The sequence below is a fragment of the Novosphingobium sp. THN1 genome (genome assembly GCF_003454795.1).
GTDB lineage: Bacteria > Pseudomonadota > Alphaproteobacteria > Sphingomonadales > Sphingomonadaceae > Novosphingobium.
In genome coordinates, this window is sequence record NZ_CP028347.1 from 583,825 (window position 1) to 606,442 (window position 22,618).

The window sequence follows — 22,618 nt, forward strand, 5'->3', positions numbered from 1 at the left end:
CGGCTCACACCCAAACGCTAACATTTGATATGATAGGTGCCAAGCTGAAAAGAAAAGGGCGGCCATTGCTGACCGCCCCGTCCCTCATGAACATGCATCCGATCAAAAGCGCTTCTGCACCGTGACCGCCCATTCGCGCGGACGCCCGACCTGGCTGTAGGCCGTGCCGGTGAAGGCATAGACCGCAGCGAAGCGGAAGGGCGTGTAGTATTCATTGAACACGTTCTGCACTTCCATCGAGATCGACAGGTCCTCAGCCTCGTTCCGCCAGGTCAGGCGGGCGTTGCCGATGTCATAGGCGTTGAAGTATTCGATCGGCAGGCCTGCCGCGATGCGACCGGCGCTGGTCTTGCCGGTGTGCGCGAAGTCGAAGCGCGGCGTGAGCGAACCCGCGCTGCCGAGGTCGGCGCGATACTGGATGCCGAAGCTGTACTTCCAGTTCGGCGTCACGATCGGATCGGTCAGCAGGATCGCGTTGCCCACGCGCGGGTCGATGTTCTTGTACTTGCCGGTCAGGTGGCTGAGCGAGGCATCGATATCCAGGCCTTCGATCGGCGAAGCCTGCATTTCAAGCTCGAAGCCCTTGATCTGGCCGTTGCCCGCATTCTGGCGCGCACCGCACGGCGCGTTGGAACCCAGCGACGCGCAACTGATCAGCGGCAGCTGGATGTCGTTGTAGTCGTTGATGAACCCGGCGATGTTCAGGCGCAGGCGACGGTCGAACAGGTCGGTCTTCAGGCCCGCTTCATAGGCGGTCACCGTTTCCGGATCGAAGCTGCCGTTCAATGCCTGAGCGGCGTCGAACGGACGGGCAGTCACGCCACCGCCCTTGAAGCCGGTGCCTACGGTCACGTAGGCCAGCACCTCGGGGCTGAAGCGGTAGTCGGCCGAAACGCGCCAGTCTACGCGATCACCCTTGAAGGTCGCCGTCACGCCATCGAGCGCGCCGAGGAAGATCGAGCGCGTGCCGTCATAGTTCTTGCGGACGAAGGTGTAGTCCTTGGCTTCCTCGGTGTAGCGCAGACCGCCGGTCACGGTCAGCCCCTCGATGGGGCGGGCGATGACCGTGCCGAACACGGCCTTGCTGTCGGCATTGACCGGATCGTTGCCGAGGAACTGGAAGTTCAGGCCCGGTGCGATGTAGCGGATATCCTGGCGGGTGAAATAGACCGAGCGCTGGTCGGAATAGAAGCCGCCGACGGTGAAGTCGATATTGTCACCGATCTTTCCGTTGACGCGCAGCTCCTGGCTGAAGAACCAGAACTTGAGGTCATTGTAGCCCTGGCCCGCAATGGCGAGGTCCGGCGTGAAGTCGTCGTCGGTACCCCACTTCTGGCGATAGTTGCGATAGGCGGTGATCGACTGGACGTTGAGAGAATCGCTCAGCCCGATGGTCATGTTGGCCGAGAAGCCATAGCCGTCGAACTTGAGGCGGTTCGGCATTTCGTAGCCCTGGCTGACGAAGCCGCCCGGAGGGGCATAGAAGTTCGCATAAGTGCAGAAGCGACCGCAGGCATAGGCGTTGGTGATGCGCGCCGGGTTGATCAGCGAAATCACTTCCGCAGCGTTGGTGCGCTCTTCATGCGTGTAGTCACCGATGATGACGAGATCGAAATTGTCGCCCGGATTGTAGCGCAGCGATCCGCGCAGACCGGCATAGCCCTTTTCACCCAGCTTATCGATCACGCAGTCCTGCCCGGAGCCGGGACGCGCGCTGATGCCCTGCGGGTTGCCGGGCTTGGCGCAGCCATAGTCGATCTGGTCGACATAGCCGTTCTGACGCTTGTACACGCCCGAAACGCGGGCATAGAGGTCCTGCGCGAGGATGAAGTTGGCGCTGCCACGGATATCGACGCGGTTGCGGCTGCCGTAGACAGCCTCGACCATGCCCGAATTCTCGTCGGTAGGCTTCTTCGAGAACAGCTTGATCGCGCCGCCGATGGCGTTGCGGCCGGTCAGCGTGCCCTGCGGACCGCGCAGGACTTCGACGCGCTCAAGGTCAAGCAGGTCGAAGATCGAGCCGGTCAGCGTCGCATAGTAGACATCGTCCACATACATGCCGACGCCCGGTTCGTAGGCGGGGTTGAAGTCGAACTGACCGACACCGCGAATGGCTGCTCCCAGCGAGGAACCATAGGCGCCGCCCATGGCGTTGAGCTGAACGTTGGGCGCCTGCTGCGCGATCTGGGCGATGTCGGTCTGGTTGCGCGAGGCGAGCAATGTTGCGTCAACAGCGGTGATCGACAGCGGCGTATCCTGCAGGCGCTGCTCGCGGAACTGCGCGGTCACGACGATCTCGCGCGCCGATTCCGGAGTGTTCTCATCCGCTTGGGCCTGGTCTTGCGCCTGGGCTTGCTGCGCCATCGCGGGCATGGCCAGCCCGAGCGAAAGTGCAGCCAGGCTACCTGCCGCAAGCAGGCGCACGTGTGACGTGGTACGATGGACTTGAGCCATATCCCCTCTCCTGTATGGTTCTCTCCGGAACCGGTTGCTGTTTGTTAGTAAGACATACTAATTAGCGCTTTGCAAGCCTAACATTTGCGACTGTTCCAGACTTCGCCGGGTGATGCAGTTCGGGCACACTTCGGCACTTGCCGAAGCCCGGGAACCGGGCAATACAGGCGGCCGATGGACACGCCGCCCGCACCAGTTCCCGCTGCCAACGCCGCGCTGCTCGATGGCGATGTCGCCTTGCTTGTCGACCTGCTCAAGCTTGGCACCTTCATCGGCACGCCGATGCGCGAAGGCGTGGCAGAGCCGCTCGGCCTCACCACTACCGACTTGCGCATCGTTCTTGCGCTCGGTGGCGAAGGCGAGCTTGCCGGGCATGACCTGTCCGAGATCATGGGCGTGCCGCCGATGAACGTCAGCCGGGCAATCGCCGCGCTCATGCAACGCGGCCTTGTCGAGCCCGGCGCCAACCGCCGCAACCGCCGCCGCAAACCGGTACGGCTCACGCCTGCGGGGCAGGAACTGTTCGCACAGACCATTCCCGCGATGGCCCACGTTGGCGCCGATCTGTTCAAGGGGGTCCCGGCGCGCGACCGGGAAGCCTTCCGCCGCGTTGCCGCTGCCGTCCTTACGCGCATCGGTCGCTGGGGCGGTTGACCCGCCCCGACTCCTTTTACGGCCACTTCTTCTGCAGCTTGGTGAAATCGCCGACGGCGAAGGCCTTGGCCAGCACCGGATGGGCAAAGCTCATCGCCACTTCCTGCCGGTTCGGCCAAGTCTGGCGCACGTCGGTATCGGGCAACAGGCGGTCCGGCCCGATCGGGTTCTCGGGGAAACACACCGCCGCAGGCTGCAGGTGGGCTACGGTCTTTGACCAGCCCGTCTCGTAATCGGCCTGCCACTGCATCATGTAGTCCAGCCGCTTGATCTTCCAGACACCGTCTTCCTTGACGTAGTCGTTCTCGTAGATCCCGCTTTCCCAGAACTGCTGCGGCATGCCCTCGGGCTTGTCCTTGAGGATGTCGTCGTGCCAGCCGCCTGCAAGGATGCCGCGGAAGCGGCCCTTCGCGCTTTGGCCGTCCTCGGAGATGGTGATCACGTCCTGCAGCTGGAAATGGTCGAGCAGCAGGCCATGCACCGGCCCGCGCCGTCCACCGGTAAAGAGGTTCTGGAACCACGTCCCATAAAGCCGCATCACCCCTTCGTAGCCGACGTATTCGCCTGACAGGAACACGACCGCGCCGTCCTTTGCGAACAGCCCGGCCACTTCCTCCGGCCGGTTGTAGTCGATGTAATAGCCATAGGCCCACTGCAGGCGCCGGATGGCGTTGAGATCCTCAAGCTCGGTCACGCGCGCTTCGAGCGCGGCAAGGCGGGCATTCACATCGGTCATGGCTCGACTCTCCCCAGAGTTCTTCGACAAGGCTGAATTTGTAAGCAACACTAACAAATGTGGCCATGATTGCGAGAGGGAAAAATGAAACCGATCGCACCTTGCGCGCGAAATGCGCTGCGCTACTTTCCTCAGCTGACGGGAGCTGGAGAATCTGCGATGTGCGATGAGATCACCGAAGCCGAAAACACCGCATTCTTCCTCAATCGCCGCGAATTTGCCGGGCTCGGCGCAAGTGCCGCCGCGCTTGCCACGGTGCCGGGCTGCGTCACCGCCGCAGAAGCGCCGACCTCCAGCCGCATGGTCACGATCGACACGCCCGACGGCAAGGCCGACGCCTTCTTCGTCTACCCCACGCGAGGCAAGCACCCTGCCGTGATCATGTGGCCAGACATCGCGGGCTTGCGCGATGCCTACAAGACCATGGGCACCCGCCTTGCCGCCGCCGGTTACGCCGTGCTGGTCGTCAACCAGTACTACCGCTCCAGCCCCGCCCCGATCCTTGATTCACTGATGGCGTGGCGCTCGGACGCCGGGCAGAAGAAGCTGAAGCCGATGATCGCCGCGATCACGCCGTCGGGCACCACGTCCGACGCTGCGGCCTTCGTGTCATGGCTCGACATGCAGAAGGAAGTGAACGCCAAGAAGCGCATCGGTTCAGCCGGCTATTGCATGGGCGGCCCCTTCACCGTGCGGACAGCCTTTGCCAATCCGGCCCGCGTCGGCGCGGCGGCGTCGTTCCACGGTGGCGGTCTCGTCGGACCGGAGGCTGACAGCCCGGTCAACCTGATCGGCAAGACCCGCGCCGCCTATCTCTTCGCCATCGCCAAGAACGATGACGAGCGCGCCCCCAAGGAGAAGACCCAGCTTCGCGCAGCCGCCGACGCTGCCAGCCGCCCTGCCGAGATCGAAGTCTACCCCGCCCAGCATGGCTGGTGCACTCTCGACGCCCCGATCTACGACCGTACTCAGGCGGAACGGGCCTGGGGCAGGATGCTCGACCTGTTCAAGGCGAATCTCTGACCCGCCTATTCGAACACGACGAACGGAGCCCAGACGTGCGGGTTTGCCGCGTCCGGCAGGTCCGGATCGACCATGGTGCGCAACATGGCCGTGCGTAGCGCCTGCGCCGGCTTTCGTCCTTTCGCAGCCTCCTTCAGCACGGTTCCGGCCAGTACCGCCGCGGCATCGTCGCGCACGGGCCAATGTGACAGCATCAGCGTTCGTGCCCCGGCATAGCGGAAGGCCTGTGCGAGGCCGGAATAGGCCGGGGCTGCCTCACCATCGCCAGCAGCCGTATTGCAGGCCGAAAGGATCACCCAGTCGGCATCAAGCCTGAGCGTCCCGATTTCCGACGCGGTCAGCACGCCATCGCTGCTTGCCCCCTGCTCCGGCCGGGCGAGGACGAGCGCAGGCTCGGTCACGCCTTCCATTTCCCGGCGACCAGTGCGTGCGTGGCAAACAGCAGCACGCCGTACTGGTCCAGCCTGGTCTTCTCCAGTTGCTCTTCGCTGGCCTGATCGCCGGTCAGGACCGTGGCCTTGCCCACGCTGCGCGAGACGGCGTCCACCTCGGCCGAGCGCAAGGCGGGCAGCGAGGCAAGCGATTGCGCATCGGCCTGCCCCCCGCGAAACACGGCACTGGCCAGGAGCGGCCCCTTCCTTGCCGCTTGCGCATCGGCCATGCGGACGGTGCCGAACGGCGTAGGCGCGCCCAACGCCAGCATCGACGAACCCGCCAGCGCACGCCGCGGCTGAACCGTGCGCGCCTGCAAGGACGCACCAGCCGACAAGGCGTAACGCATGACAAGAAACGGCGCCTTGCGATCGATCCTGTCGACCGGACGCTCCAGCAAGGTGGCAAACGGGATGGCCGCAGCATCACCGCCAGCGATGATCCGCAAGGCCCCTGTCTTGCGCAAATCCGGTGCTATGCCTGCAAAAATGGCGCGATAGAGTTCGTGTGACGTTGCCGCATCGAAGCTCCGCTGGTCGAGCGCGCGACGCAACCGAGCCGCGCTCGAAGCAAAGCTCGCGCGGCTAGGCTCCATCCGCTGCACCACGGCCCGGTCTGGCGAAACAAGCAGGACAAAGGCCGACGTCAACGCCGGAACGACCGCCAGGACCGCCTCATCGTTTGCCAGCGTGCTCCTGATGTCAGTGAGGGGCACGCCTTGGCGCGCAGTCAGCGCTGCCCAGGCAGGATAGCTGCTGGCGATACCGGCCCGCTCCTGCTCCAGCTTGGCAAGCGCCACATCTCGCGCCGAGCGGGCGGACTGCACGTCACCGCCATTACCCAGTAGCAGCAGATAGACCGAGTTGGCACGCCGGTAGGCCAGTTCGGCGTCCTGAAGGGTGCGAATGCGCGCCGACAGAACGGGGTCTGAAGTGCCCGCCCGTGCCGCGGCAAGCCGTGTCGCCCGCGCAACCTTCGAGCCAACCAGCACCTGCGACGCGTCGGCGGCCAGTTGAACATCGCCATCACGCAGCGCCAGCCGCATCGCCAGTTCAAGCGACAGGCGATCTGCCAGCACGAGTTCACCATCCGCACTCGCATCGAGCCGGTCGGTCACCGTGCGAACAAGCGCAAAGCCCGGACTTGCTCCGCATTCGCCCGTCGCGACACCGAGCAGGGCGCCGATCGCGCATGATTGCGCCTTGCCCAGCACAGGCGCTCTGGGGCCTGAGGCGACCGCAAGGTGCGCAGTCGCGGCGGCAACCGCACCGGCTTCGTCGCCGCTATCAAGACGCGCCAGCGCAACCGCTGGGAGAAACGTTTCAGCCGCTCCAGCCGCTCTTGTCTTTTCCCATATTTCGTAGGCTGCATCCAGCGAACGACGCGCATCGGCCATTTTGCCCTGACCGAGTTGCGCGAACCCCAGGAAGGTCAGAGCTCGCAGGCGGTCGGTCGGCGCCGCGAGCGGGCCAAGCTTGTCCTGCGTCGACGTGGCGCCCGTCAGGACGCTCACGGCTTCGTCGTAGCGCCCGAGATCGGCCAGCAGCCCGCCCAGCGTTGTCAGGCTGGCGGCGAAGTTGACATCGCCGGTGCCGGTGGTGGCGACACGGATGTCCAGCGCGTGCCGCGCCACTTCTACCGCCTCGCTCCGCTTGCCTCCGCCGGCGAGCACGAGCGCCAGCGTCTCGACCGCGCGCACATGCCCCAGATCGGTTTGCGGCACATGTTGCTTGACCTGCTCTGCGGCAAGCCTTGCCATCGCCTCGGCCTCTTCAAGGCGCCCCGCGCGCGACAGGCGCAACGCCAGATTGTAGCGCGCGCTGATCGTCGCAGGATGAAACTCGCCCACCCCACGCACGCGGGCAGCAAGGCTCGCCTCCTGCGCCTTCACCGAAGCATCGTACTGCCCGAGCTGCATGTAGGCGATGGCAAGTGTGTAACCGATGTTGGATTCGCCCATGTCGAGCGCTGACGATGACGGCCCCTTGCCGCGCCGCTGCTCCAGATAGGCAGCTCCCTCGCTCAGCCGATCGGCCGCCTGTTGGAACAGCGCCCGCCGGATCGCCACGTCACCGGCCAGGGCAATCGCCTGCACGTAAGCGTCAGGGGCGAGATCGCGATAGGGCAGGATAACCTCGCGCGCGCGCTCGGCATCGGCCAGGGTCTTGTCGATGTCCCCTGCCTCCCGCGCGTATCCCGATCGTGAGACAAGCGCACGGGCCAGATATGGTGCGGTATCCGGGCCTGCCGGCAAACCATCTGCCGCGGCGATGACGGCTTCGGCAGCTTTCAGGCTGGCATCGAAATTGGTCTGGTTGGGATTGGCATTTTCGCGGTTGATCGCCTCAGACAGCGCCTTGTCGAGCGTGGCCAGCTTGGCCGTGGGCTTTGCTGCGGCATGGCTCGGCACTTGTGCAAGACAGGCAAGGCCAGAAACAGCGACCAACATTGCCGTGCGCATTTCCGAAGCCCGCATCGATGCCCACCCCGCTCCAAAACCCTTCCGGCTTTCATGGATAAGCGAGCCATGCGAGGCTGTCGATCATCGACAAGCAATCGGAGGAAGAGCGGCGAAAACTTGTGCGCGCTAGCGCTGATCGCTGCGCTTCCGCTCAATCAGGAGCCACCCCAGACCCGAGGCCATTTCTTTCAAATGCCTAGCGTTCGCAGCATCAAAAGGCGTACCGGGATCTGTATCCCGGTGCCTGCAGCCGCAAGAGAAGAAATGGTGCCCAGAAGAGGCGTAAAAATTCTGTCTCAGGCAATGCCGAGGCATCCCTAACCACATTGTAATTTTGCCAATTTGGCTTGTAAGGTGTTCGCGGTCGGTCGCCCACATTTGCCTGAAATCCCACCGATTTGTGGGAACGAATGTGGGATCATTTTCGGCGGCCTTTCCGTGGGAACGGAAGCCGAAAATTCCCTGAACGGGACTCGAACGATGGCGCTGACTGCATTGAAAGTGAAGAACGCGAAACCGGGCCGTCACGTTGATGGCCGTGGCCTTTGCCTGCTGGTCAAGGAGAGCGGTGCGGCAACCTGGGTGCTGCGTATGCAGCACAAAGGCAGGCGGAGAGATTACGGGCTTGGCTCTGCCTTGGACGTGTCCCTTGTGGAAGCCCGAGAGGCGGCAGTGGCGCTGCGGAGCAAAGTTCGCGCTGGTGCTGATCCGGTGGCTGAGCGGCGCAAGGCCCGCAAGGTCATACCCAGCTTCGAAACGGCGGCGCGCGACTGCTACGACGCCTTGAAGGAGGGCTGGAAGAACCGCCGCTATGCGAATTGGATATCCAGCTTCGAAAACCACGTATTCCCGCACATCGGCACCAAGCCTGTCGATCAGGTGGACAGCGCCTGTGTTGTCACCGTGCTTTCGCCCATCTGGCTGGAAATCCCGGAAACGGCACGTCGCCTGTTACAGCGCATAGGTGCGGTTCTGGACTTCGCGCATATCAAGGGCTGGCGCGCCGAGGAGGCTTCCCTGCGCTCGGTCAGAAAGGGTCTTCCGCGCCAGACGGCAAAAGCGGTGCATCTGGAAGCAATGCCCTTTGCCGAGGTGCCCGCACTCATGGCGCAGTTGGCAGCAGCGTCACCTACGACCGGCAGGGACGCGCTCCGCTTCACGATCTACAACGCGGTGCGCTCAAACGAGACGCGCTTCGCGGTATGGACCGAATTCGATCTGGAGAAAGCGATCTGGACCATTCCCGGCGAGCGCATGAAGGCGCGGGAAACCCATGTCGTGCCGCTGTCGCCACCCGCTGTGGCACTGCTACGCAAGCGATGGAATGAGCGGACCAGCGATGACGGGTTGGTATTCTCGGCAGACGGCAAAAAGCCAATCAGCGACATGACGATGACCAAGTTGCTCCGCAACGATGGCATCACTGGCGCAACCGTTCACGGCTTCCGGTCGTCCTTTACGGACTGGGCAGCGGAGAAGACAGATTTCCCGAAGGAAGTTGCCGATAAGGCATTGGCGCACAAGCTGAGCAATCAGGTCGAAGCCGCCTATCGGCGTACGGACTTTTTCGACAAGCGCCGCGATCTGATGGCGCGTTGGGCTGAGTTCCTTGACGCCGGAAAGGCCGTCGCCAGCATCGACCCAGCCGAGGCGGCAGGCGAGCCTACTCCGGCTCGCGCCGCCGCATAATCAGCCGGTGAAGGCTGGCGGTGACTATGCGTGTCGATTTGCCGAGCTTCACCGCTTCGACATCACCGGCAGCGATCAGCTCATACAGCTTGGTTCGCCCGACGCCGATCATGCGTGCGGCCTCGTTGACCTTCACGCAGAGTGGTTCGGCAACCGGCGCTGTCACTGCCCTGCACCTTCATTGCGATACGAGACCGGATCGTCGATCCAACGGTTGACCGCAGACTCGCGCCAGCCTGCGCCGTGAATGCTGATCTTCACTTGGGATGGAAAGGTCCCCTCGGCGATCTTGCGATACATGGTGGAGCGGGACAGCCCGGTCCGGGCGAGAACGGTTTTCAGGCGGATGATTTTGTCGGTGCTGGACATGGTACGGATTTCCATTCGCTGGTCGTTTCTGACACCCCCTGAGTGCAAGATTTGTTGACCCAGCCGCAGGACGCAAGGGCATTTCCGGTGTCATACAACGCAGTCGCACAAGCGGTTATACTGACAAATCCAAGGATAGAGACGGATACGGAATGTTGGAGACGGCCACGGACGCCAAAGAAATCGTACTCCTGGCGGCCAAATATTTTCGGAGTTTCGTGGCATTTTTTCCTGATCCAAGATTTTGAGCAGAGAAGGCGGAGATTTGCGCCACGCCAGGCGACTTTTCGGGTGCGAATCGCGCGATTTCTCCGTCAACTTCGCCGGCAATAGCGATTGCAATCCCCATTCGTTGACTCTAAACGACTCTAGGCGACTTTGAGCTTATCTAGCGGGGTTTACGCAATCATGGCCGAACCATGGGTAACCGCCGAAGCTGTGGCGAAACATTTGGGCGTGGTGAAAGACACCATCTATCGCTGGCGCGAATGTAGGAACCTGCCTGCGCACAAGGTCGGCCGCCTTTGGAAATTCCAGATATCCGAAGTGGATGAATGGGTCAGGCTGGGTGGCGCAGACGACACCACCTCGAATGCAAATAATCAGGCCGGATCGGACCAATGACGACAGCCGAAAGCACAATCGAACGGGAACTGATCTCCAAGCTCGAAGAGCTGAAATACGAGTATCGCTCAGACATCCGTGATCGTGCGGCGCTGGAGCTGAACTTTCGGCAGAAGTTTGAGGCGCTGAACCGCGTTCGCCTGACAGACAACGAGTTTCAGCGGCTACTGGAAAGCATCACTACGCCTGATGTGTTCGCAGCCGCAAATGTGTTGCGCGGATATAGCAGCTTTGAGCGCGACGATGGTACGCCGCTAAACTACACTTTGGTCAACATCAGGGACTGGTGCAAAAACACCTTCGAGGTAGTCAACCAGCTTCGCATCAACACGGATAACAGCCATCACCGCTATGACGTGATTCTGCTCATTAACGGCGTGCCAGTTGTTCAGATCGAACTAAAGACTATGGCGGTCAGTCCGCGCCGTGCCATGCAGCAGATCGTCGATTACAAGGCCGATCCGGGAAACGGGTACGGCAAGACGCTGCTTTGCTTCCTACAGATTTTCGTTGTCAGCAACCGTACCGACACATGGTATTTCGCCAACAACAACGCCCGACAATTCAGTTTCAACGCCGACGAGCGCTTCCTGCCGATTTATCAATTCGCCAGCGAAGACAACAAGAAGATTACCCATCTCGACAGCTTCGCCGAGAAGTTCCTGGCGAAGTGCACGCTTGGCCAAATGGTCAGCCGCTACATGGTGCTGGTCGCCAGCGAACAGAAGCTGATGATGATGAGGCCCTACCAAATCTACGCCGTGAAGGCGATTGTGGAGTGCATCCACCAGAATTGTGGCAACGGCTATGTATGGCACACCACCGGCAGCGGAAAGACGCTGACATCCTTCAAGGCATCGACCTTGCTCAAGGACAACGATGACATTGCCAAATGCCTTTTCGTGGTGGACCGCAAGGACCTCGACCGGCAGACCCGCGAGGAGTTTAATCGTTTTCAGGAAGGCTGTGTCGAGGAAAACACCAACACCGAAGCCCTTGTACGCCGCCTGCTATCGGATGACCGGGCCGACAAGGTGATCGTTACCACCATTCAGAAACTTGGCTTGGCGCTCGACGATACCAATCGCCGACAGTCGGGCAAAAAGCAGACCTACAAGGAGCGGTTGGAATCGTTGCGTGACGAGCGCATCGCGATCATCTTCGACGAATGTCACCGCTCCCAGTTCGGGGACAATCACAAGGCCATCAAGGAATTTTTCCCGAAGGCCCAGCTTTTCGGTTTCACCGGCACGCCGATCTTCGAGCAGAACGCCAGCTATAGCCAGATTGAGGGCGAGCAGGGCAGCTATCGCACCACAGACGATCTGTTCCAGCGCAGTCTGCACCAGTACACGATTACCCACGCCATTGAGGACCGCAACGTGCTGCGGTTCCATATCGACTACTACAAGCCCGAGGGCGAAAAGCTGCCCAAACCGGGCGAAGCGCTCGCGAAAGAGAAGGTTATCGAGACCATTCTGGCGAAGCACAACGCTGCCACCGCCAACAGGAAGTTCAATGCTGTCCTGGCGACAAGCTCGATCAACGATGCCATCGACTACTATGAGAAATTCGCCAAGATTCAGGCGAAACGGCAGGCCACCGATCCTGAGTTCGAGCCGCTGAAGATTGCCTGCGTCTTCTCGCCGCCCGCCGAAGGCAACAAGGATGTGCAGCAGATTCAGGAGGATCTGCCGCAGGAGAAGGCGGACAACGCACAGGACCCGGAGGCCAAGAAGACTGCGCTCAAGGCGATCATCAGTGATTACAATGATCGCTACGGCACCAACCATAAGATTGGCGAGTTCGATCTCTATTATCAGGACGTGCAAAAGCGCATCAAGGATCAGCAGTTCCCCAACGCCGACCTACCGCGCAAGGGCGCGGAGAAGATCGACATCGTCATCGTGGTGGACATGCTGTTGACCGGCTTCGATTCCAAGTTTCTGAACACGCTCTACGTGGACAAGAACTTGAAGCACCACGGGCTGATCCAGGCATTTTCGCGCACCAACCGTGTGCTGAACGACACCAAGCCATACGGCAATATCCTCGATTTCCGTCAGCAGCAGGCGGCGGTGGAAGAGGCCATTGCCCTGTTCTCCGGCGAGAAGATCGACAACCCCCGGCAAATCTGGCTCGTCGATCCTGCGCCAAAGGTCATCGAGAGCCTGCAAAACGCCATGCAGACGCTTGGCGAATTCATGGAATCGCAGGGTCTGTCCAACACCCCGGAGGACGTGCCGAACCTGAAGGGCGATGCCGCGCGCGGGCAGTTCATTACCTTGTTCAAGGAAGTACAGCGGCTGAAAACCCAGCTCGATCAGTACACCGATCTGAGCGAGGAGCAGGCCGATGTCATTAGCCAGACTGTGCCGACAGACGCCCTGCAAGGCTTCCGCAGCATGTACCTGGAGACAGCAAAGCGGCTCAAGGAGAAGCAGGATAAGCCTGGCGGGGCAGACGATCCGGTAGTGGACCAGCTCGACTTCGAGTTCGTGCTCTTCCACTCAGCCGTGATCGATTATGATTATATCATGGGCCTGATTGCCCGCTACACGCAAAACCTGCCAGGCAAGCTGAAAATGAGCCGCGAGCAGCTCATCGGCCTGATTCAGTCCGATGCCAAGTTCATCGACGAGCGGGACGACATCGCCGAGTATATTCGCGGCCTGTCTGCCGATCAGCCTTTGGACGAAAAGGAAATCCGCGCCGGTTTCGAACGATTCAAGGCCGCGAAGAAGGTGCAGGCGCTGACAGCTATTGCCGACAAGCACGGCGTGGGCGCAGCTGCGCTGCAAGACTTTGTCGATGTCGTGTTGCGACGTCGGATTTTCGATGGTGATGGCCTGAGCGAGCTGATGGCACCACTGGAGCTTGGTTGGAAGGCACGCACGCAAGCCGAGCTGGCGCTGATGGAAGACCTTGCGCCCTTGCTCCACAAGCTGGCCCAGGGCCGCGAGATTTCCGGGCTGAGTGCGTATGAACAGTAACGACGTGAGCGCAGAGGCGGGCAAAGGCATCCCGAAATTGCGGTTCCCGGAGTTTCTGGGGCAACCGCTACATAACGTTCAACTTGGCGATGTGACCGACGAGGCATCGACCCGGAATGGCGGCAAACTCGCAGCTGCGTCAGTCATGGGAGTCCGGAAGGAAGGCGGTATCGTTCCGATGGAGGAACGATTGGTTGCGGGAGATATCTCCCGCTACAAGCTCGTCCGCAACGATTGGTTTGCTTACAATCCGATGCGCCTGAACATCGGTTCGATAGCGCGATGGCAGGGCGATGACGAGATTCTCGTTAGCCCGGATTACGTTGTGTTTCGTTGCTCGTCGCGAGCCGAACCGACGCCAATTATTCCGGAATATCTCGACCATTTCCGCAGCTCCCGACAGTGGGACGCATTCACAAATGAGTCCGGCGACGGCGGGGTGCGCATTCGCATCTACTACCGCGACCTTGCGCGAATGCGGTTGCTGTTGCCCAGCGCCATCGAGCAGCACAAGATCGCTGATTGCCTGTCATCAATCGATGCGCTGATTGCTGCCGAAGCGGACAAGCTAGAGGCGCTCAAGAAACATAAACGGGGCTTGATGCAGCAGTTTTTCCCCGCCCCCGGCGAAACCACCCCTCGTCTGCGATTTCCGGAGTTTCAAGGCGCGGGAGATTGGGAAGAACAGGCCCTTGGGAACTTGTTAGAATTTCCTCCCAACTATGGTGCTAATGCACCCTCTGCGCCTTATAGTCCTGATCTTCCGACCTATCTACGCATTACTGACATTTCCGAGGACGGTCGCTTCATTCGCGAAAGTAGGATGTCCGTGGAGGTTGAGGCGACGCCAGACAATTCCATGCAAGCTGGGGACATCGCGCTGACTCGAACTGGCGCGAGCGTAGGAAAGTCGTATCTTCACAAAGAGGCCGAAGGGCCACTTGTTTTTGCGGGATTCTTAATCAGAATCCGCCCAAATTCGAATTTAATAATTCCTGAATTCGTTTCTCAATTCTTCAATTCATACAGGTATTGGTCATGGGTTGAAAAAACGTCCACTCGCAGCGGGCAGCCAGGTCTAAATAGCACGGAATTCTCAGCATTGCTGATCCCATTACCGAAAAACAATCAAGGCAAGGGTATCCAGGAGCAGAGAAGGATTGCAGACAGCCTATCTTCCATCGATGCGCTCATCGTTTCTCAGAGCGATAGGATCAACGCGATCAAGACCCACAAACAGGGCCTCATGCACCAGCTCTTCCCCGTCGCGAGCGAGGTGCAGGTGTGAGCAAGCCTCGCCAATACACTTACAAATCAGTGAAAAAGGTGGTGCAGCGACTCCGTGATGACCTCAACGGAGGTGGGCAGCAGTTTGTGCTGCTTTATGCCTATAACGGTATAGGCAAGACCCGCATTTCCATGGGCTTTAAGGATAAGGGAAAGCAGGGCGATGCGCGCGACACGCTGTATTTCAATGCCTACACCGAGGACCTGTTTCTCTGGGACAACGACCTCGACAACGACATTGTCCGCACTATCAAATTCAATGAAAAGTCGCGGTTCTTTGCGGGCATAAAAGACCTGGCGCTTGAAGAGAGCATTCAGAAGTATCTCGGCCGATATGCTGATTTTGATTTTGACATAGACTATGCCAACTGGACGATCTCGTTCAGCAAGGGCGGCAATAACCACATCAAGGTGTCGCGCGGCGAGGAGAACATCTTCATATGGTGCCTGTTCATGGCGATATGCGAACGCGTGATCGACAAGCACCCGTCGTATGCTTGGGTCAAATACCTATATATCGACGATCCGATCTCATCACTTGACGACAACAATGCCATTGCGGTCGCCTGCGATCTCGCGAAGCTGCTCAAGCGAGAAGAAAACGAGCTCAAGGTCGTTTTCTCGTCCCACCACGCCCTGTTTTTTAACGTTGTATGCAACGAACTGAAAAAGAAGCCGCACAAGAAATATTTCCTGCACCGCCCCAACCGGGGTGAGATCTTTGTGCTTCAGGCGACGGACGAGACGCCATTCTTTCACCACGTCGCGATGCTCGATGACATTCGCAACGCCGCCAGTTCCGGTGCACTATATACCTATCACTTCAACAAGTTACGGAGCATTCTGGAAAAGACAGCGATCTTTTTCGGGCACAACGATTTTTCGGCGTGCATTCATGGCGTTGATGATGAAGCACTTTATGCGCGTGCACTGAACCTGCTCAGCCATGGCGAATATGCCATTTTTGAACCCCGAGAGATGGGGACGACAACAAGCAGCTCTTCCGCCAGATTCTGGATGCCTTCCTTGCCCGATACCAGTTTGCCTTGCCAGAGCTTCTGGCCCGACCCGCGACATGAATGAGTAGACCATGACCGACCAAGAGCAGAAGCAACTCGGCAAGACACTTTGGGCCATCGCCGACACCTTGCGCGGGGCGATGAACGCGGACGATTTCCGCGACTACATGCTAGCATTCCTGTTCCTGCGCTACCTGTCGGACAACTACGAGATCGCCGCCGCCAAGGAACTTGGATCGGACTACCCTAAGCTGAAGCTTGAGGACAAGCGTGCGCCGTTGTCGCTTTGGTACGCGGAAAATCCCGAGGACACCGAGGCCTTCGAAAAGCAAATGCGCCGCAAAGTGCATTATGTCATTCGCCCGGAATATCTCTGGACCAGCATCGCGGAACTGGCGCGCAAGCAGGACATCGAACTGCTCGACACCCTCCAGAAAGGGCTGGAGTATATCGAGACAGAGTCCTTCGCCAGCACGTTCCGGGGCCTGTTCTCGGAGATCAATCTGGCTTCGGACAAGCTGGGCAAGGTCTATGCCGAGCGCAATGCTGCCTTGTGCAAGATCATCACCGAGATCGCCAAGGGGCTGAAGGAATTTTCAACCGACAGCGATACGCTGGGCGATGCCTATGAATATTTGATTGGCCAGTTTGCCGCCGGTTCCGGCAAGAAGGCGGGAGAGTTCTACACCCCGCAATTCGTGTCAGACATCCTCTCGCAGATTGTGTCTCTAGACGGGCAGGAGCCGAGGAACGGCCAGCGCGCCCACATGGACAGCCTGATGGATTTCGCCTGCGGGTCCGGCTCGCTTTTGCTCAATGTGCGCCACCGCATGGGTACGCACGGAATCGGCAAGATTTTCGGGCAGGAAAAGAACATCACCACCTACAACCTGGCGCGCATGAACATGCTGCTGCACGGGGTGAAGGATACCGAGTTCGAGATTTTCCATGGCGACACGCTGACCAATGACTGGGACATCCTGCGCGAAACGAACCCGGCCAAGATGCCTCGTTTCGATGCCGTGGTTGCCAACCCGCCGTTCAGCTATCGCTGGGACCCCAGTGAAGCGCTGGGCGAGGACGTGCGGTTCAAGAACTACGGTCTTGCACCGAAGTCTGCCGCCGACTTCGCGTTTCTGCTGCATGGCTTCCATTACCTCAAGGATGATGGAGTGATGGCCATCATCCTTCCGCACGGGGTGCTTTTCCGTGGCGGTAAGGAAGCGGAAATCCGCAAGAAGCTGCTGAAGGACGGGCATATCGATACCGTGATCGGTTTGCCCGCGAACCTGTTCTACTCCACCGGCATCCCGGTGTGCATCCTGGTGCTGAAGAAGTGCAAGAAGCCCGATGACGTGCTGTTCATCAATGCAGCGGAGCATTTCGAGAAGGGCAAACGGCAGAATTACCTTGGCGACGGGAAGGACGGCAAACCGGACCACATCGGCAAGATTGTCTCGACCTATCAGCACAGGACTGAAGAGCCGCGGTATTCTCGCTGCGTCTCGATGGAAGAGATCGAGAGCAACGACTTCAACCTCAACATCTCCCGCTACATCAGCACAGCGACGGCGGACGAGGAGGTCGACTTAGGCGCGGTTCACGAGAAGCTGGCGGCGCTTGAGGACGAAATTGCTTTAGCTAGAGAGCAGCACAACGCCTTCCTGAAGGAATTGGGCCTGCCGCCATTGCCATGAGGAGGCGTTCGTGAAGGTCTCAGTTCTTGACGCGAAGGCGCTCCGAAAGGTGCTGCCCCGGCTCATTGCGAAACACGACCAGATTTACATGGCGGTCGCATGGGCTCATGCTGGCCCGGTCGCGGACAAACTGATCGAAAACAAGCATAAATTCCGGTCAGTGACGGTTGGCTTGGATTTTTGTGCGACCGATCCAGATTTCGTGGACTCGCTTCGCAAAGTACCGAACGCCTTTGTTTTCAAAAAGAGCGGCGCCTGTTTTCACCCGAAAATCTACCTGTTTGTGTCCGGTCAGAGTGCCGAAGCCATCGTCGGTAGTGCCAATTTCACTTCCGGCGGGCTGGGCAACAACGTTGAGGCATGCTTGCATCTGAGCTGCGACACCAGTGAGGCAGCAGTCACTGAGTTGCTCGCCACAATGGAATCCTACGCGCCACATCGTCAGCCGGTCACGAAGCAACTGTCTGACGCTTACCGGCGGCAGGCCGAGATCGCAGCTAGTCGCCCTCGCGCCCCATCTCCAATCCTGCCGAGCGACAAGGCCGACTTCCAGCGGATCGATTCTGACCTTCTAAAAATGGACTGGGCTGCCTTTATCCACGAGGCGCGGAAGGACCCCAACCACCATTTCGAAACACGCATGAGGTTCCTGCGTTATCTGCAAACACTCTTTGCTAGGGCGCAGTCGTTCGACGATCTGACCGTGCCGGAATGGAAGGCGGTTGCAGGTATCGTCCATCCGGATGCCGTCGCGGACTCCGGGCTGGAGAAGTATCAAATCGGCTGGTTTGGCTCGATGCAGGGCTCCGGCTCTTTCACGAAACTCATTGCAAACAAGGATGGTCGGATTGCTAAGGCAATTGACTGCATCCCGCGCCGAGGCCCTGTCAGGGAAACGGAGTTCGACCGGTTTTGCGCGTTGTTTGAGTCTGCCTTCGCAGACTCAGCCAGGATCGGGCGTACGCCGACCGCCACAAGATTGCTCGCAATGAAGCGGCCTGACGTGTTCGTTTGCGTGAATAACGGGAACAAGGCCAACTTGGCCGAAGCGCTCCATTTTGCTCCGTCAACCTTGAGTCTGGAGAACTACTGGGAGCGGGTGATCGAGCCGATAAGGTTGGCTAAGTGGTACAATGCTCCTCGGCCAGAAGGCCCGGATGCTGAGGCTTGGGACTGCCGGGCCGCGCTTGTCGATGCCATCCACTACGATGCGTCTGATTGACGTTTTTCCTGCGAGAGCGGGCGGCGCGGTTTACCAGATCGACATTGCACTAAGTCAGGCTTTGTATAGCGCCAATTTTATAAACTCGACATTGGTTTGAAAGTGTGGCAAAACGCTAAGCATGGCTACGCGTTCTGTCAGTAAATTAAACCGTCTCCAACAGGAACTCCCGGAGGGCCTCTTGGCCGATGCCGGATGGCTAGAGGCTCACGGCTATTCATCGGCACTCCGCAGCCAGTATGTCCGTGCCGGGTGGCTCGATAGCCCAGCGCGGCGCGTCTATCGTCGTTCGCGCACGCCGCTGACATGGCAGCAGGTCGTCATATCGCTCCAAGCAATACTGCATTTACCCTTGGCCGTTGGCGGACGCACGGCGCTCGAACAGCTGGGTTATGCGCACTACCTTTCGGCGAAGGTGCAGGAAATCCAGCTCTACGGGCCGAAGCGGACCCCGACATGGCTAACTGACCTTCCGCTCGACGTGAAATTCCACTGGCATAATAGCCTGCGCCTATTTCCCGGCGATGCCGATGCGCCGCCAGAGCCGAGTCCCATCATGTTCAGCGGCGCAGGGATGCATTTGCCGATCCGATATTCGAGCAAGGAACGGGCCGTGCTGGAATTGCTCGACGAGTTGCCCGAGCGCGAAAGTTTCCACCAGGTCGACGCCCTGATGGAAGGACTGAGCGACCTAAGCCCACGCCGCCTGCAAACCCTGTTGGAAGCGTGCGCCAGCGTGAAGGTGAATCGGCTATTCCTGTTCTTTGCCGACCGCCACCGCCATGCTTGGCGATCCCGGCTGGATGTTTCCCGCATCAATGTGGGATCGGGCAAGCGCGTCCTCGTCAAAGGCGGCAGGCTCGACCCCACTTACCATATAACCGTGCCGTCCGATCTGGGAGGCCAGTGACGTCATGGCCTTTCTCGACACCTACCGGCAACAGGTCGCACTTCTCATTCGCACCATTCCTTTCGTGGGGAAAGAAGAGGCATTCGCGCTCAAGGGCGGCACGGCCATAAACCTGTTTGTGCGCGACATGCCGCGCCTGTCGGTGGACATTGACCTGACCTATCTGCCCGTCGAGGATCGCACCACATCGCTTGCCGCAATTGACGCAGCCATGCTGCGGATCGCGGAGCAAATCGAGTCTGGAATCCCCGGCGCGAAGGTCAATCCTTCCCGTTCGGCGGATGAGAAAATCATCACGAAGCTGATCGTCCGTGCCGGGGACGTGCAGATCAAGATCGAGATAACGCCAGTGCTGCGCGGCACGGTGTACGATCCCGTGGTGACATCTGTGGTCCCGACCGTAGAGGACGAGTTCGGTTTTGCCGAAATGCAAATCGTTTCCTTCGCCGACCTCTATGCTGGCAAGATCGTGGCAGCGCTCGACCGCCAGCATCCGCGCGATCTTTTCGACGTGCGCGACCTGTTGGCGCACGAAGGCGTAAGCGCCGAATTGCGGCGCGCTTTCCTTGTCTATCTCATCAGCCACAATCGCCCGATGGCCGAAGTCCTGGCACCGACCCGCAAGCCACTGGCCGAGGAATTCGCGCGCGGCTTCGTTGGCATGACGCAGGAACCAGTTGCCCTTGCCGATCTCGAAGCCGCACGCGAAGCAATCATCACTGCGATGATCTCTGAAATGCCGGACGTGCATCGGCATTTCCTTATTGGATTCAAACGCGGCGATCCGGACTGGCAACTTCTCGGCGTACCGCAAGCTCCGCGCCTACCTGCAGTTCTGTGGAAGCAGCGCAATCTTGACCGTCTTACACACGATAAGCGTCGCGAAATGGCTGACATACTCGAAAAACTGTTGTTCCGGTGATGAGCTCGCGCGCTATGGTGCTATGGTCTTGCTGAATTCTACCGTTACCATCAGCATGTTCTCCGATATCAACAGCAAGAATGGGGTTTGTCGTGGCAGCGCGAAAAAGTCTGGTGCATCCCGTTCTGTTTTCCAATCACTTCGGCTTGTCGGCAAATGCGCTGAACTCCGCAAAGCTTCTAGACCCGATTCTTAATAGCGACACCAAGTTATTCATTGATCCACTGCTGCTGTCGAAAAGCCAGAACACCGTGATTAAGAAGGAAGGCCGCAAAGCCGTCCAAGCGAGCTTTGAGAATGTGATCGGCCTGCTCGATATCTCCGCAACCGAGGGGATGTCGCATGGAAGGGGGCCTACAAAGCGCTGAACCTCGACGAGCGCCCAGAGACTAGTCTGGGATATGGGGCGGCGGGTACCAGCGGCAGCTCACGCCCGCCCAAGCTCCGCAATGGCATACTGCGCACGGCCAAGGAAATCATTACTCTCGGCGAAAAAAACCCAAACATGATCCCCCTCATGGGCTTGTTTGAGGAAGGCGTCGGTCCGGACACGCTCAGCGACATGGCGACCAACTTTCTGTTGCCAGCCCTAAGTCAAATCACCGAAGAATTCTGCGTCGCGAACGGCGTACCGGTCCAAAGGTTCGGTCCAAAATATTCTGATCGCCAGCTCCCAGTGAATCCTTATCATGCTGGCGCACCGGTGCTCCTCGTTCCCAGAGATATCTTGCGCGATTTGCCTCTTGCAGCCGACTGGTCGGACGTGAGCCGGGTCGTCATGGAGGTGCGGGAAATCTGAGATGCCGTAAATCAGATGTTCGGCAACATTGCTAAGGCAAGCGTATCACAGAAAAAGGCCGCCCTGCGCCGGGTTGTATTCTCATCGCAAACTCTCCTCCGCAAACTTATCGATGCGGTCGCGATGGCGTCGGAAAGCTACGACGAAAAAGCAGACCTTGACGGCTATTACCAGTTTCGACGCGTCTTGGGCGAAGACCCAACGCCGTTTGTCGGGATGCTCAATAAGCCAGTGACGAACGACGGCAGTGCGCTTGAGCAGACTGTCAACGAGATTATCTCGCGGTTCCAGGCAATGGTCGAAGACAACAATATGTGGGAGCTGCTGTGGAACGGCACGACGCCCCGACACGAACGAGCGAGCCAGCTACTCTTTTTCGCCGTAGCGAACGTCATGTGTGCGGTTAACGACGTCGACATCTCACCAGAGACCAACTCGGGCGGCGGACCGGTCGATTTCAAATTCTCGACCGGCTTTAGCGGACGTGTACTCGTAGAGCTAAAACTCTCTAAAGGCTCCGTTGTTCATGGCTACAAGACTCAGCTCGAAGCCTACAAAAAGGCGGCGACGACCAAAGCTGGCATCTTTGTGGTAATGGATATTGGTGGCATGGGCCGAAAGCTCCGTACTATCGAGAAATTGAAAGCGGATGCTGAGGCTCGTGGCGAGCGGGTCTCTGAAATCGTGGTGATCGACGCGCGACGCCAAAAATCGGCCAGTAAACGATAGAAGGTGGCCCGTCGTGTGTCGCGTTCATTTCTCGTTATTGCTCTGCTTCAAACGCCCGCTTGCCCTTCCGCTTCCACAACACCAGCGCTTGCTCGCGTTCTTCGCCCCGGAGCTTGGCCGCAACGGTGAGGAACGCGCCGTATAGAGTAGCGCGATCATCGTCTGCGAGTTCGACCAGTCCGGCTTTCACGACCAGGCCTCCCAGTTCGATCAGTTGCCGCGTGCGTTCGCGGCGCTTGATCTGCCACTCGCGCATGTCGGTTCGCGCCTTCACTGCCTCAAGCCGATGCCGCGCCGCCGTCAAGCGGGAGAGTGCCGTCCGGGTGGCCCTGAGTTCCGTCGCCGCGCTTGCGCGCCTTGCTCTGAAAGAAGGCCGCGCCACGCTTGCGCCACGCATCCTTCCGTTGGGCTTCGCTGGTTTCCGCGATGACGAGCAGCGCACCGGCCAGCGTTTCCGCATCGGTTGCATCGGCCCCTGTGGCGATCACCAGTTCGCCGAGCTGCTGCACGCGGCGTTCCTTCAGTTGCTTCGCCTTGTCGGCAAGCGCCTTCAGTTCCGAATCAAAGTCACGGGGTTTGCGCATCGAAGTTCTCCATT

22 protein-coding genes are annotated in these 22,618 nt (G+C 59.5%); 14 read left to right on the forward strand and 8 right to left on the reverse strand.

Translation table 11 applies throughout. The annotated features are described in order from the left end of the window. Positions 1-102: 102 nt before the first annotated feature. A complete protein-coding gene (locus tag C7W88_RS02965) occupies positions 103-2,454 on the reverse strand; it encodes a TonB-dependent receptor (protein ID WP_118072430.1) in 2,352 nt (783 codons plus the stop codon). 174 nt (positions 2,455-2,628) lie between these two features. On the opposite strand from C7W88_RS02965, the gene C7W88_RS02970 reads away from it, so the two are divergent. Beyond that, positions 2,629-3,108, forward strand: a complete 480-nt coding sequence (locus C7W88_RS02970; protein WP_118072431.1) for a MarR family winged helix-turn-helix transcriptional regulator — start codon at positions 2,629-2,631, stop codon at positions 3,106-3,108. A 16-nt stretch (positions 3,109-3,124) separates the two neighbouring features. Here C7W88_RS02970 and C7W88_RS02975 read toward each other — a convergent pair whose 3' ends face one another. Beyond that, a complete protein-coding gene (locus C7W88_RS02975; RefSeq protein WP_118072432.1) occupies positions 3,125-3,844 on the reverse strand; it encodes a nuclear transport factor 2 family protein in 720 nt (239 codons plus the stop codon). Between the two features lie 159 nt (positions 3,845-4,003). Between C7W88_RS02975 and C7W88_RS02980 the strand changes: the two genes are divergently transcribed. After that, the gene (locus tag C7W88_RS02980; RefSeq protein ID WP_118072433.1) at positions 4,004-4,867 is read left to right on the forward strand and encodes a dienelactone hydrolase family protein; all 864 of its coding nucleotides are present in this window, start codon (positions 4,004-4,006) and stop codon (positions 4,865-4,867) included. Between the two features lie 5 nt (positions 4,868-4,872). On the opposite strand, the gene C7W88_RS24310 is transcribed toward C7W88_RS02980, so the two are convergent. Both C7W88_RS24310 and C7W88_RS02990 read right to left on the reverse strand, forming a co-directional pair. Continuing rightward, the gene (locus tag C7W88_RS24310; RefSeq protein ID WP_162895876.1) at positions 4,873-5,268 is read right to left on the reverse strand and encodes a CHAT domain-containing protein; all 396 of its coding nucleotides are present in this window, start codon (positions 5,266-5,268) and stop codon (positions 4,873-4,875) included. Beyond that, positions 5,265-7,709, reverse strand: a complete 2,445-nt coding sequence (locus C7W88_RS02990) for a tetratricopeptide repeat protein (protein WP_205525239.1) — start codon at positions 7,707-7,709, stop codon at positions 5,265-5,267. Before C7W88_RS02990 ends, C7W88_RS24310 begins: the two co-directional genes overlap by 4 nt. A 531-nt stretch (positions 7,710-8,240) precedes the next feature. Between C7W88_RS02990 and C7W88_RS02995 the strand changes: the two genes are divergently transcribed. Next, on the forward strand, positions 8,241-9,449 hold the full coding sequence (locus C7W88_RS02995) for a site-specific integrase (RefSeq protein WP_118072436.1): 1,209 nt from the start codon (positions 8,241-8,243) through the stop codon (positions 9,447-9,449). On the opposite strand, the gene C7W88_RS03000 is transcribed toward C7W88_RS02995, so the two are convergent. Both C7W88_RS03000 and C7W88_RS03005 read right to left on the reverse strand, forming a co-directional pair. Beyond that, positions 9,424-9,585 carry a helix-turn-helix domain-containing protein gene (locus C7W88_RS03000; RefSeq protein ID WP_240344790.1) on the reverse strand — a complete coding sequence of 54 codons (162 nt, stop codon included), beginning with the start codon at positions 9,583-9,585 and terminating at the stop codon, positions 9,424-9,426. The two genes, C7W88_RS02995 and C7W88_RS03000, sit on opposite strands and share 26 nt — an antisense overlap. A 26-nt stretch (positions 9,586-9,611) precedes the next feature. Then, positions 9,612-9,818, reverse strand: coding sequence for an AlpA family transcriptional regulator (locus C7W88_RS03005; RefSeq protein ID WP_118074540.1), 207 nt, complete (start codon positions 9,816-9,818; stop codon positions 9,612-9,614). A gap of 408 nt (positions 9,819-10,226) precedes the next feature. On the opposite strand from C7W88_RS03005, the gene C7W88_RS03010 reads away from it, so the two are divergent. The 11 genes from C7W88_RS03010 to C7W88_RS03050 all read left to right on the forward strand — a co-directional run bounded on the left by C7W88_RS03010 (position 10,227) and on the right by C7W88_RS03050 (position 22,020). Next, positions 10,227-10,442, forward strand: a complete 216-nt coding sequence (locus C7W88_RS03010) for a helix-turn-helix domain-containing protein (protein ID WP_205525240.1) — start codon at positions 10,227-10,229, stop codon at positions 10,440-10,442. After that, a complete protein-coding gene (locus C7W88_RS03015) occupies positions 10,439-13,435 on the forward strand; it encodes a type I restriction endonuclease subunit R (protein ID WP_118072438.1) in 2,997 nt (998 codons plus the stop codon). Before C7W88_RS03010 ends, C7W88_RS03015 begins: the two co-directional genes overlap by 4 nt. Further along, positions 13,425-14,723, forward strand: a complete 1,299-nt coding sequence (locus C7W88_RS03020; RefSeq protein ID WP_118072439.1) for a restriction endonuclease subunit S — start codon at positions 13,425-13,427, stop codon at positions 14,721-14,723. The genes C7W88_RS03015 and C7W88_RS03020 overlap by 11 nt, the downstream gene beginning before the upstream one ends. A gap of 29 nt (positions 14,724-14,752) precedes the next feature. Then, on the forward strand, positions 14,753-15,805 hold the full coding sequence (locus C7W88_RS03025) for an AAA family ATPase (RefSeq protein ID WP_205525241.1): 1,053 nt from the start codon (positions 14,753-14,755) through the stop codon (positions 15,803-15,805). Between the two features lie 7 nt (positions 15,806-15,812). Next, positions 15,813-17,438: a type I restriction-modification system subunit M gene (locus tag C7W88_RS03030; RefSeq protein WP_118072440.1), complete on the forward strand. Its 1,626-nt coding sequence runs from the start codon at positions 15,813-15,815 to the stop codon at positions 17,436-17,438. Positions 17,439-17,448: 10 nt separating this feature from the next. Beyond that, a complete protein-coding gene (locus C7W88_RS03035) occupies positions 17,449-18,660 on the forward strand; it encodes a phospholipase D family protein (RefSeq protein WP_118072441.1) in 1,212 nt (403 codons plus the stop codon). Positions 18,661-18,781: 121 nt separating this feature from the next. Next, on the forward strand, positions 18,782-19,570 hold the full coding sequence (locus C7W88_RS03040) for a type IV toxin-antitoxin system AbiEi family antitoxin (protein WP_118072442.1): 789 nt from the start codon (positions 18,782-18,784) through the stop codon (positions 19,568-19,570). Positions 19,571-19,574: 4 nt separating this feature from the next. Then, positions 19,575-20,492 carry a nucleotidyl transferase AbiEii/AbiGii toxin family protein gene (locus C7W88_RS03045; RefSeq protein WP_118072443.1) on the forward strand — a complete coding sequence of 306 codons (918 nt, stop codon included), beginning with the start codon at positions 19,575-19,577 and terminating at the stop codon, positions 20,490-20,492. 80 nt (positions 20,493-20,572) lie between these two features. Next, the gene (locus C7W88_RS23080; RefSeq protein WP_205525242.1) at positions 20,573-20,860 is read left to right on the forward strand and encodes a hypothetical protein; all 288 of its coding nucleotides are present in this window, start codon (positions 20,573-20,575) and stop codon (positions 20,858-20,860) included. A 137-nt stretch (positions 20,861-20,997) separates the two neighbouring features. Then, positions 20,998-21,291, forward strand: coding sequence for a hypothetical protein (locus C7W88_RS23390; protein ID WP_240344792.1), 294 nt, complete (start codon positions 20,998-21,000; stop codon positions 21,289-21,291). 15 nt (positions 21,292-21,306) lie between these two features. Beyond that, the gene (locus C7W88_RS03050) at positions 21,307-22,020 is read left to right on the forward strand and encodes a hypothetical protein (RefSeq protein WP_240344793.1); all 714 of its coding nucleotides are present in this window, start codon (positions 21,307-21,309) and stop codon (positions 22,018-22,020) included. 34 nt (positions 22,021-22,054) lie between these two features. Here the strand turns inward: C7W88_RS03050 and C7W88_RS03055 are convergent, their stop codons facing one another. Continuing rightward, a complete protein-coding gene (locus tag C7W88_RS03055; RefSeq protein WP_118074542.1) occupies positions 22,055-22,276 on the reverse strand; it encodes a conjugal transfer protein TraD in 222 nt (73 codons plus the stop codon). A 22-nt stretch (positions 22,277-22,298) separates the two neighbouring features. After that, the gene (locus C7W88_RS03060; RefSeq protein ID WP_118072444.1) at positions 22,299-22,604 is read right to left on the reverse strand and encodes a conjugal transfer protein TraD; all 306 of its coding nucleotides are present in this window, start codon (positions 22,602-22,604) and stop codon (positions 22,299-22,301) included. Positions 22,605-22,618 lie beyond the last annotated feature (14 nt).

Excerpts from the sequence above, each read along its gene's own strand:
- C7W88_RS03015 (WP_118072438.1), top strand. The coding sequence starts at position 10,439 with ATGACGACAGCCGAAAGCACAATCGAACGGGAACTGATCTCCAAGCTC.
- C7W88_RS02970 (WP_118072431.1), top strand. The coding sequence starts at position 2,629 with ATGGACACGCCGCCCGCACCAGTTCCCGCTGCCAACGCCGCGCTGCTC.
- C7W88_RS02965 (WP_118072430.1), bottom strand. The coding sequence starts at position 2,454 with ATGGCTCAAGTCCATCGTACCACGTCACACGTGCGCCTGCTTGCGGCA.
- C7W88_RS23390 (WP_240344792.1), top strand. The coding sequence starts at position 20,998 with ATGATCCCCCTCATGGGCTTGTTTGAGGAAGGCGTCGGTCCGGACACG.
- C7W88_RS03020 (WP_118072439.1), top strand. The coding sequence starts at position 13,425 with ATGAACAGTAACGACGTGAGCGCAGAGGCGGGCAAAGGCATCCCGAAA.
- C7W88_RS03030 (WP_118072440.1), top strand. The coding sequence starts at position 15,813 with ATGACCGACCAAGAGCAGAAGCAACTCGGCAAGACACTTTGGGCCATC.
- C7W88_RS03005 (WP_118074540.1), bottom strand. The coding sequence starts at position 9,818 with ATGTCCAGCACCGACAAAATCATCCGCCTGAAAACCGTTCTCGCCCGG.
- C7W88_RS03050 (WP_240344793.1), top strand. The coding sequence starts at position 21,307 with ATGTTCGGCAACATTGCTAAGGCAAGCGTATCACAGAAAAAGGCCGCC.
- C7W88_RS03060 (WP_118072444.1), bottom strand. The coding sequence starts at position 22,604 with ATGCGCAAACCCCGTGACTTTGATTCGGAACTGAAGGCGCTTGCCGAC.
- C7W88_RS02975 (WP_118072432.1), bottom strand. The coding sequence starts at position 3,844 with ATGACCGATGTGAATGCCCGCCTTGCCGCGCTCGAAGCGCGCGTGACC.
- C7W88_RS03040 (WP_118072442.1), top strand. The coding sequence starts at position 18,782 with ATGGCTACGCGTTCTGTCAGTAAATTAAACCGTCTCCAACAGGAACTC.
- C7W88_RS23080 (WP_205525242.1), top strand. The coding sequence starts at position 20,573 with ATGGGGTTTGTCGTGGCAGCGCGAAAAAGTCTGGTGCATCCCGTTCTG.
- C7W88_RS03055 (WP_118074542.1), bottom strand. The coding sequence starts at position 22,276 with ATGCGCGAGTGGCAGATCAAGCGCCGCGAACGCACGCGGCAACTGATC.
- C7W88_RS02980 (WP_118072433.1), top strand. The coding sequence starts at position 4,004 with ATGTGCGATGAGATCACCGAAGCCGAAAACACCGCATTCTTCCTCAAT.
- C7W88_RS03045 (WP_118072443.1), top strand. The coding sequence starts at position 19,575 with ATGGCCTTTCTCGACACCTACCGGCAACAGGTCGCACTTCTCATTCGC.
- C7W88_RS02995 (WP_118072436.1), top strand. The coding sequence starts at position 8,241 with ATGGCGCTGACTGCATTGAAAGTGAAGAACGCGAAACCGGGCCGTCAC.
- C7W88_RS03010 (WP_205525240.1), top strand. The coding sequence starts at position 10,227 with ATGGCCGAACCATGGGTAACCGCCGAAGCTGTGGCGAAACATTTGGGC.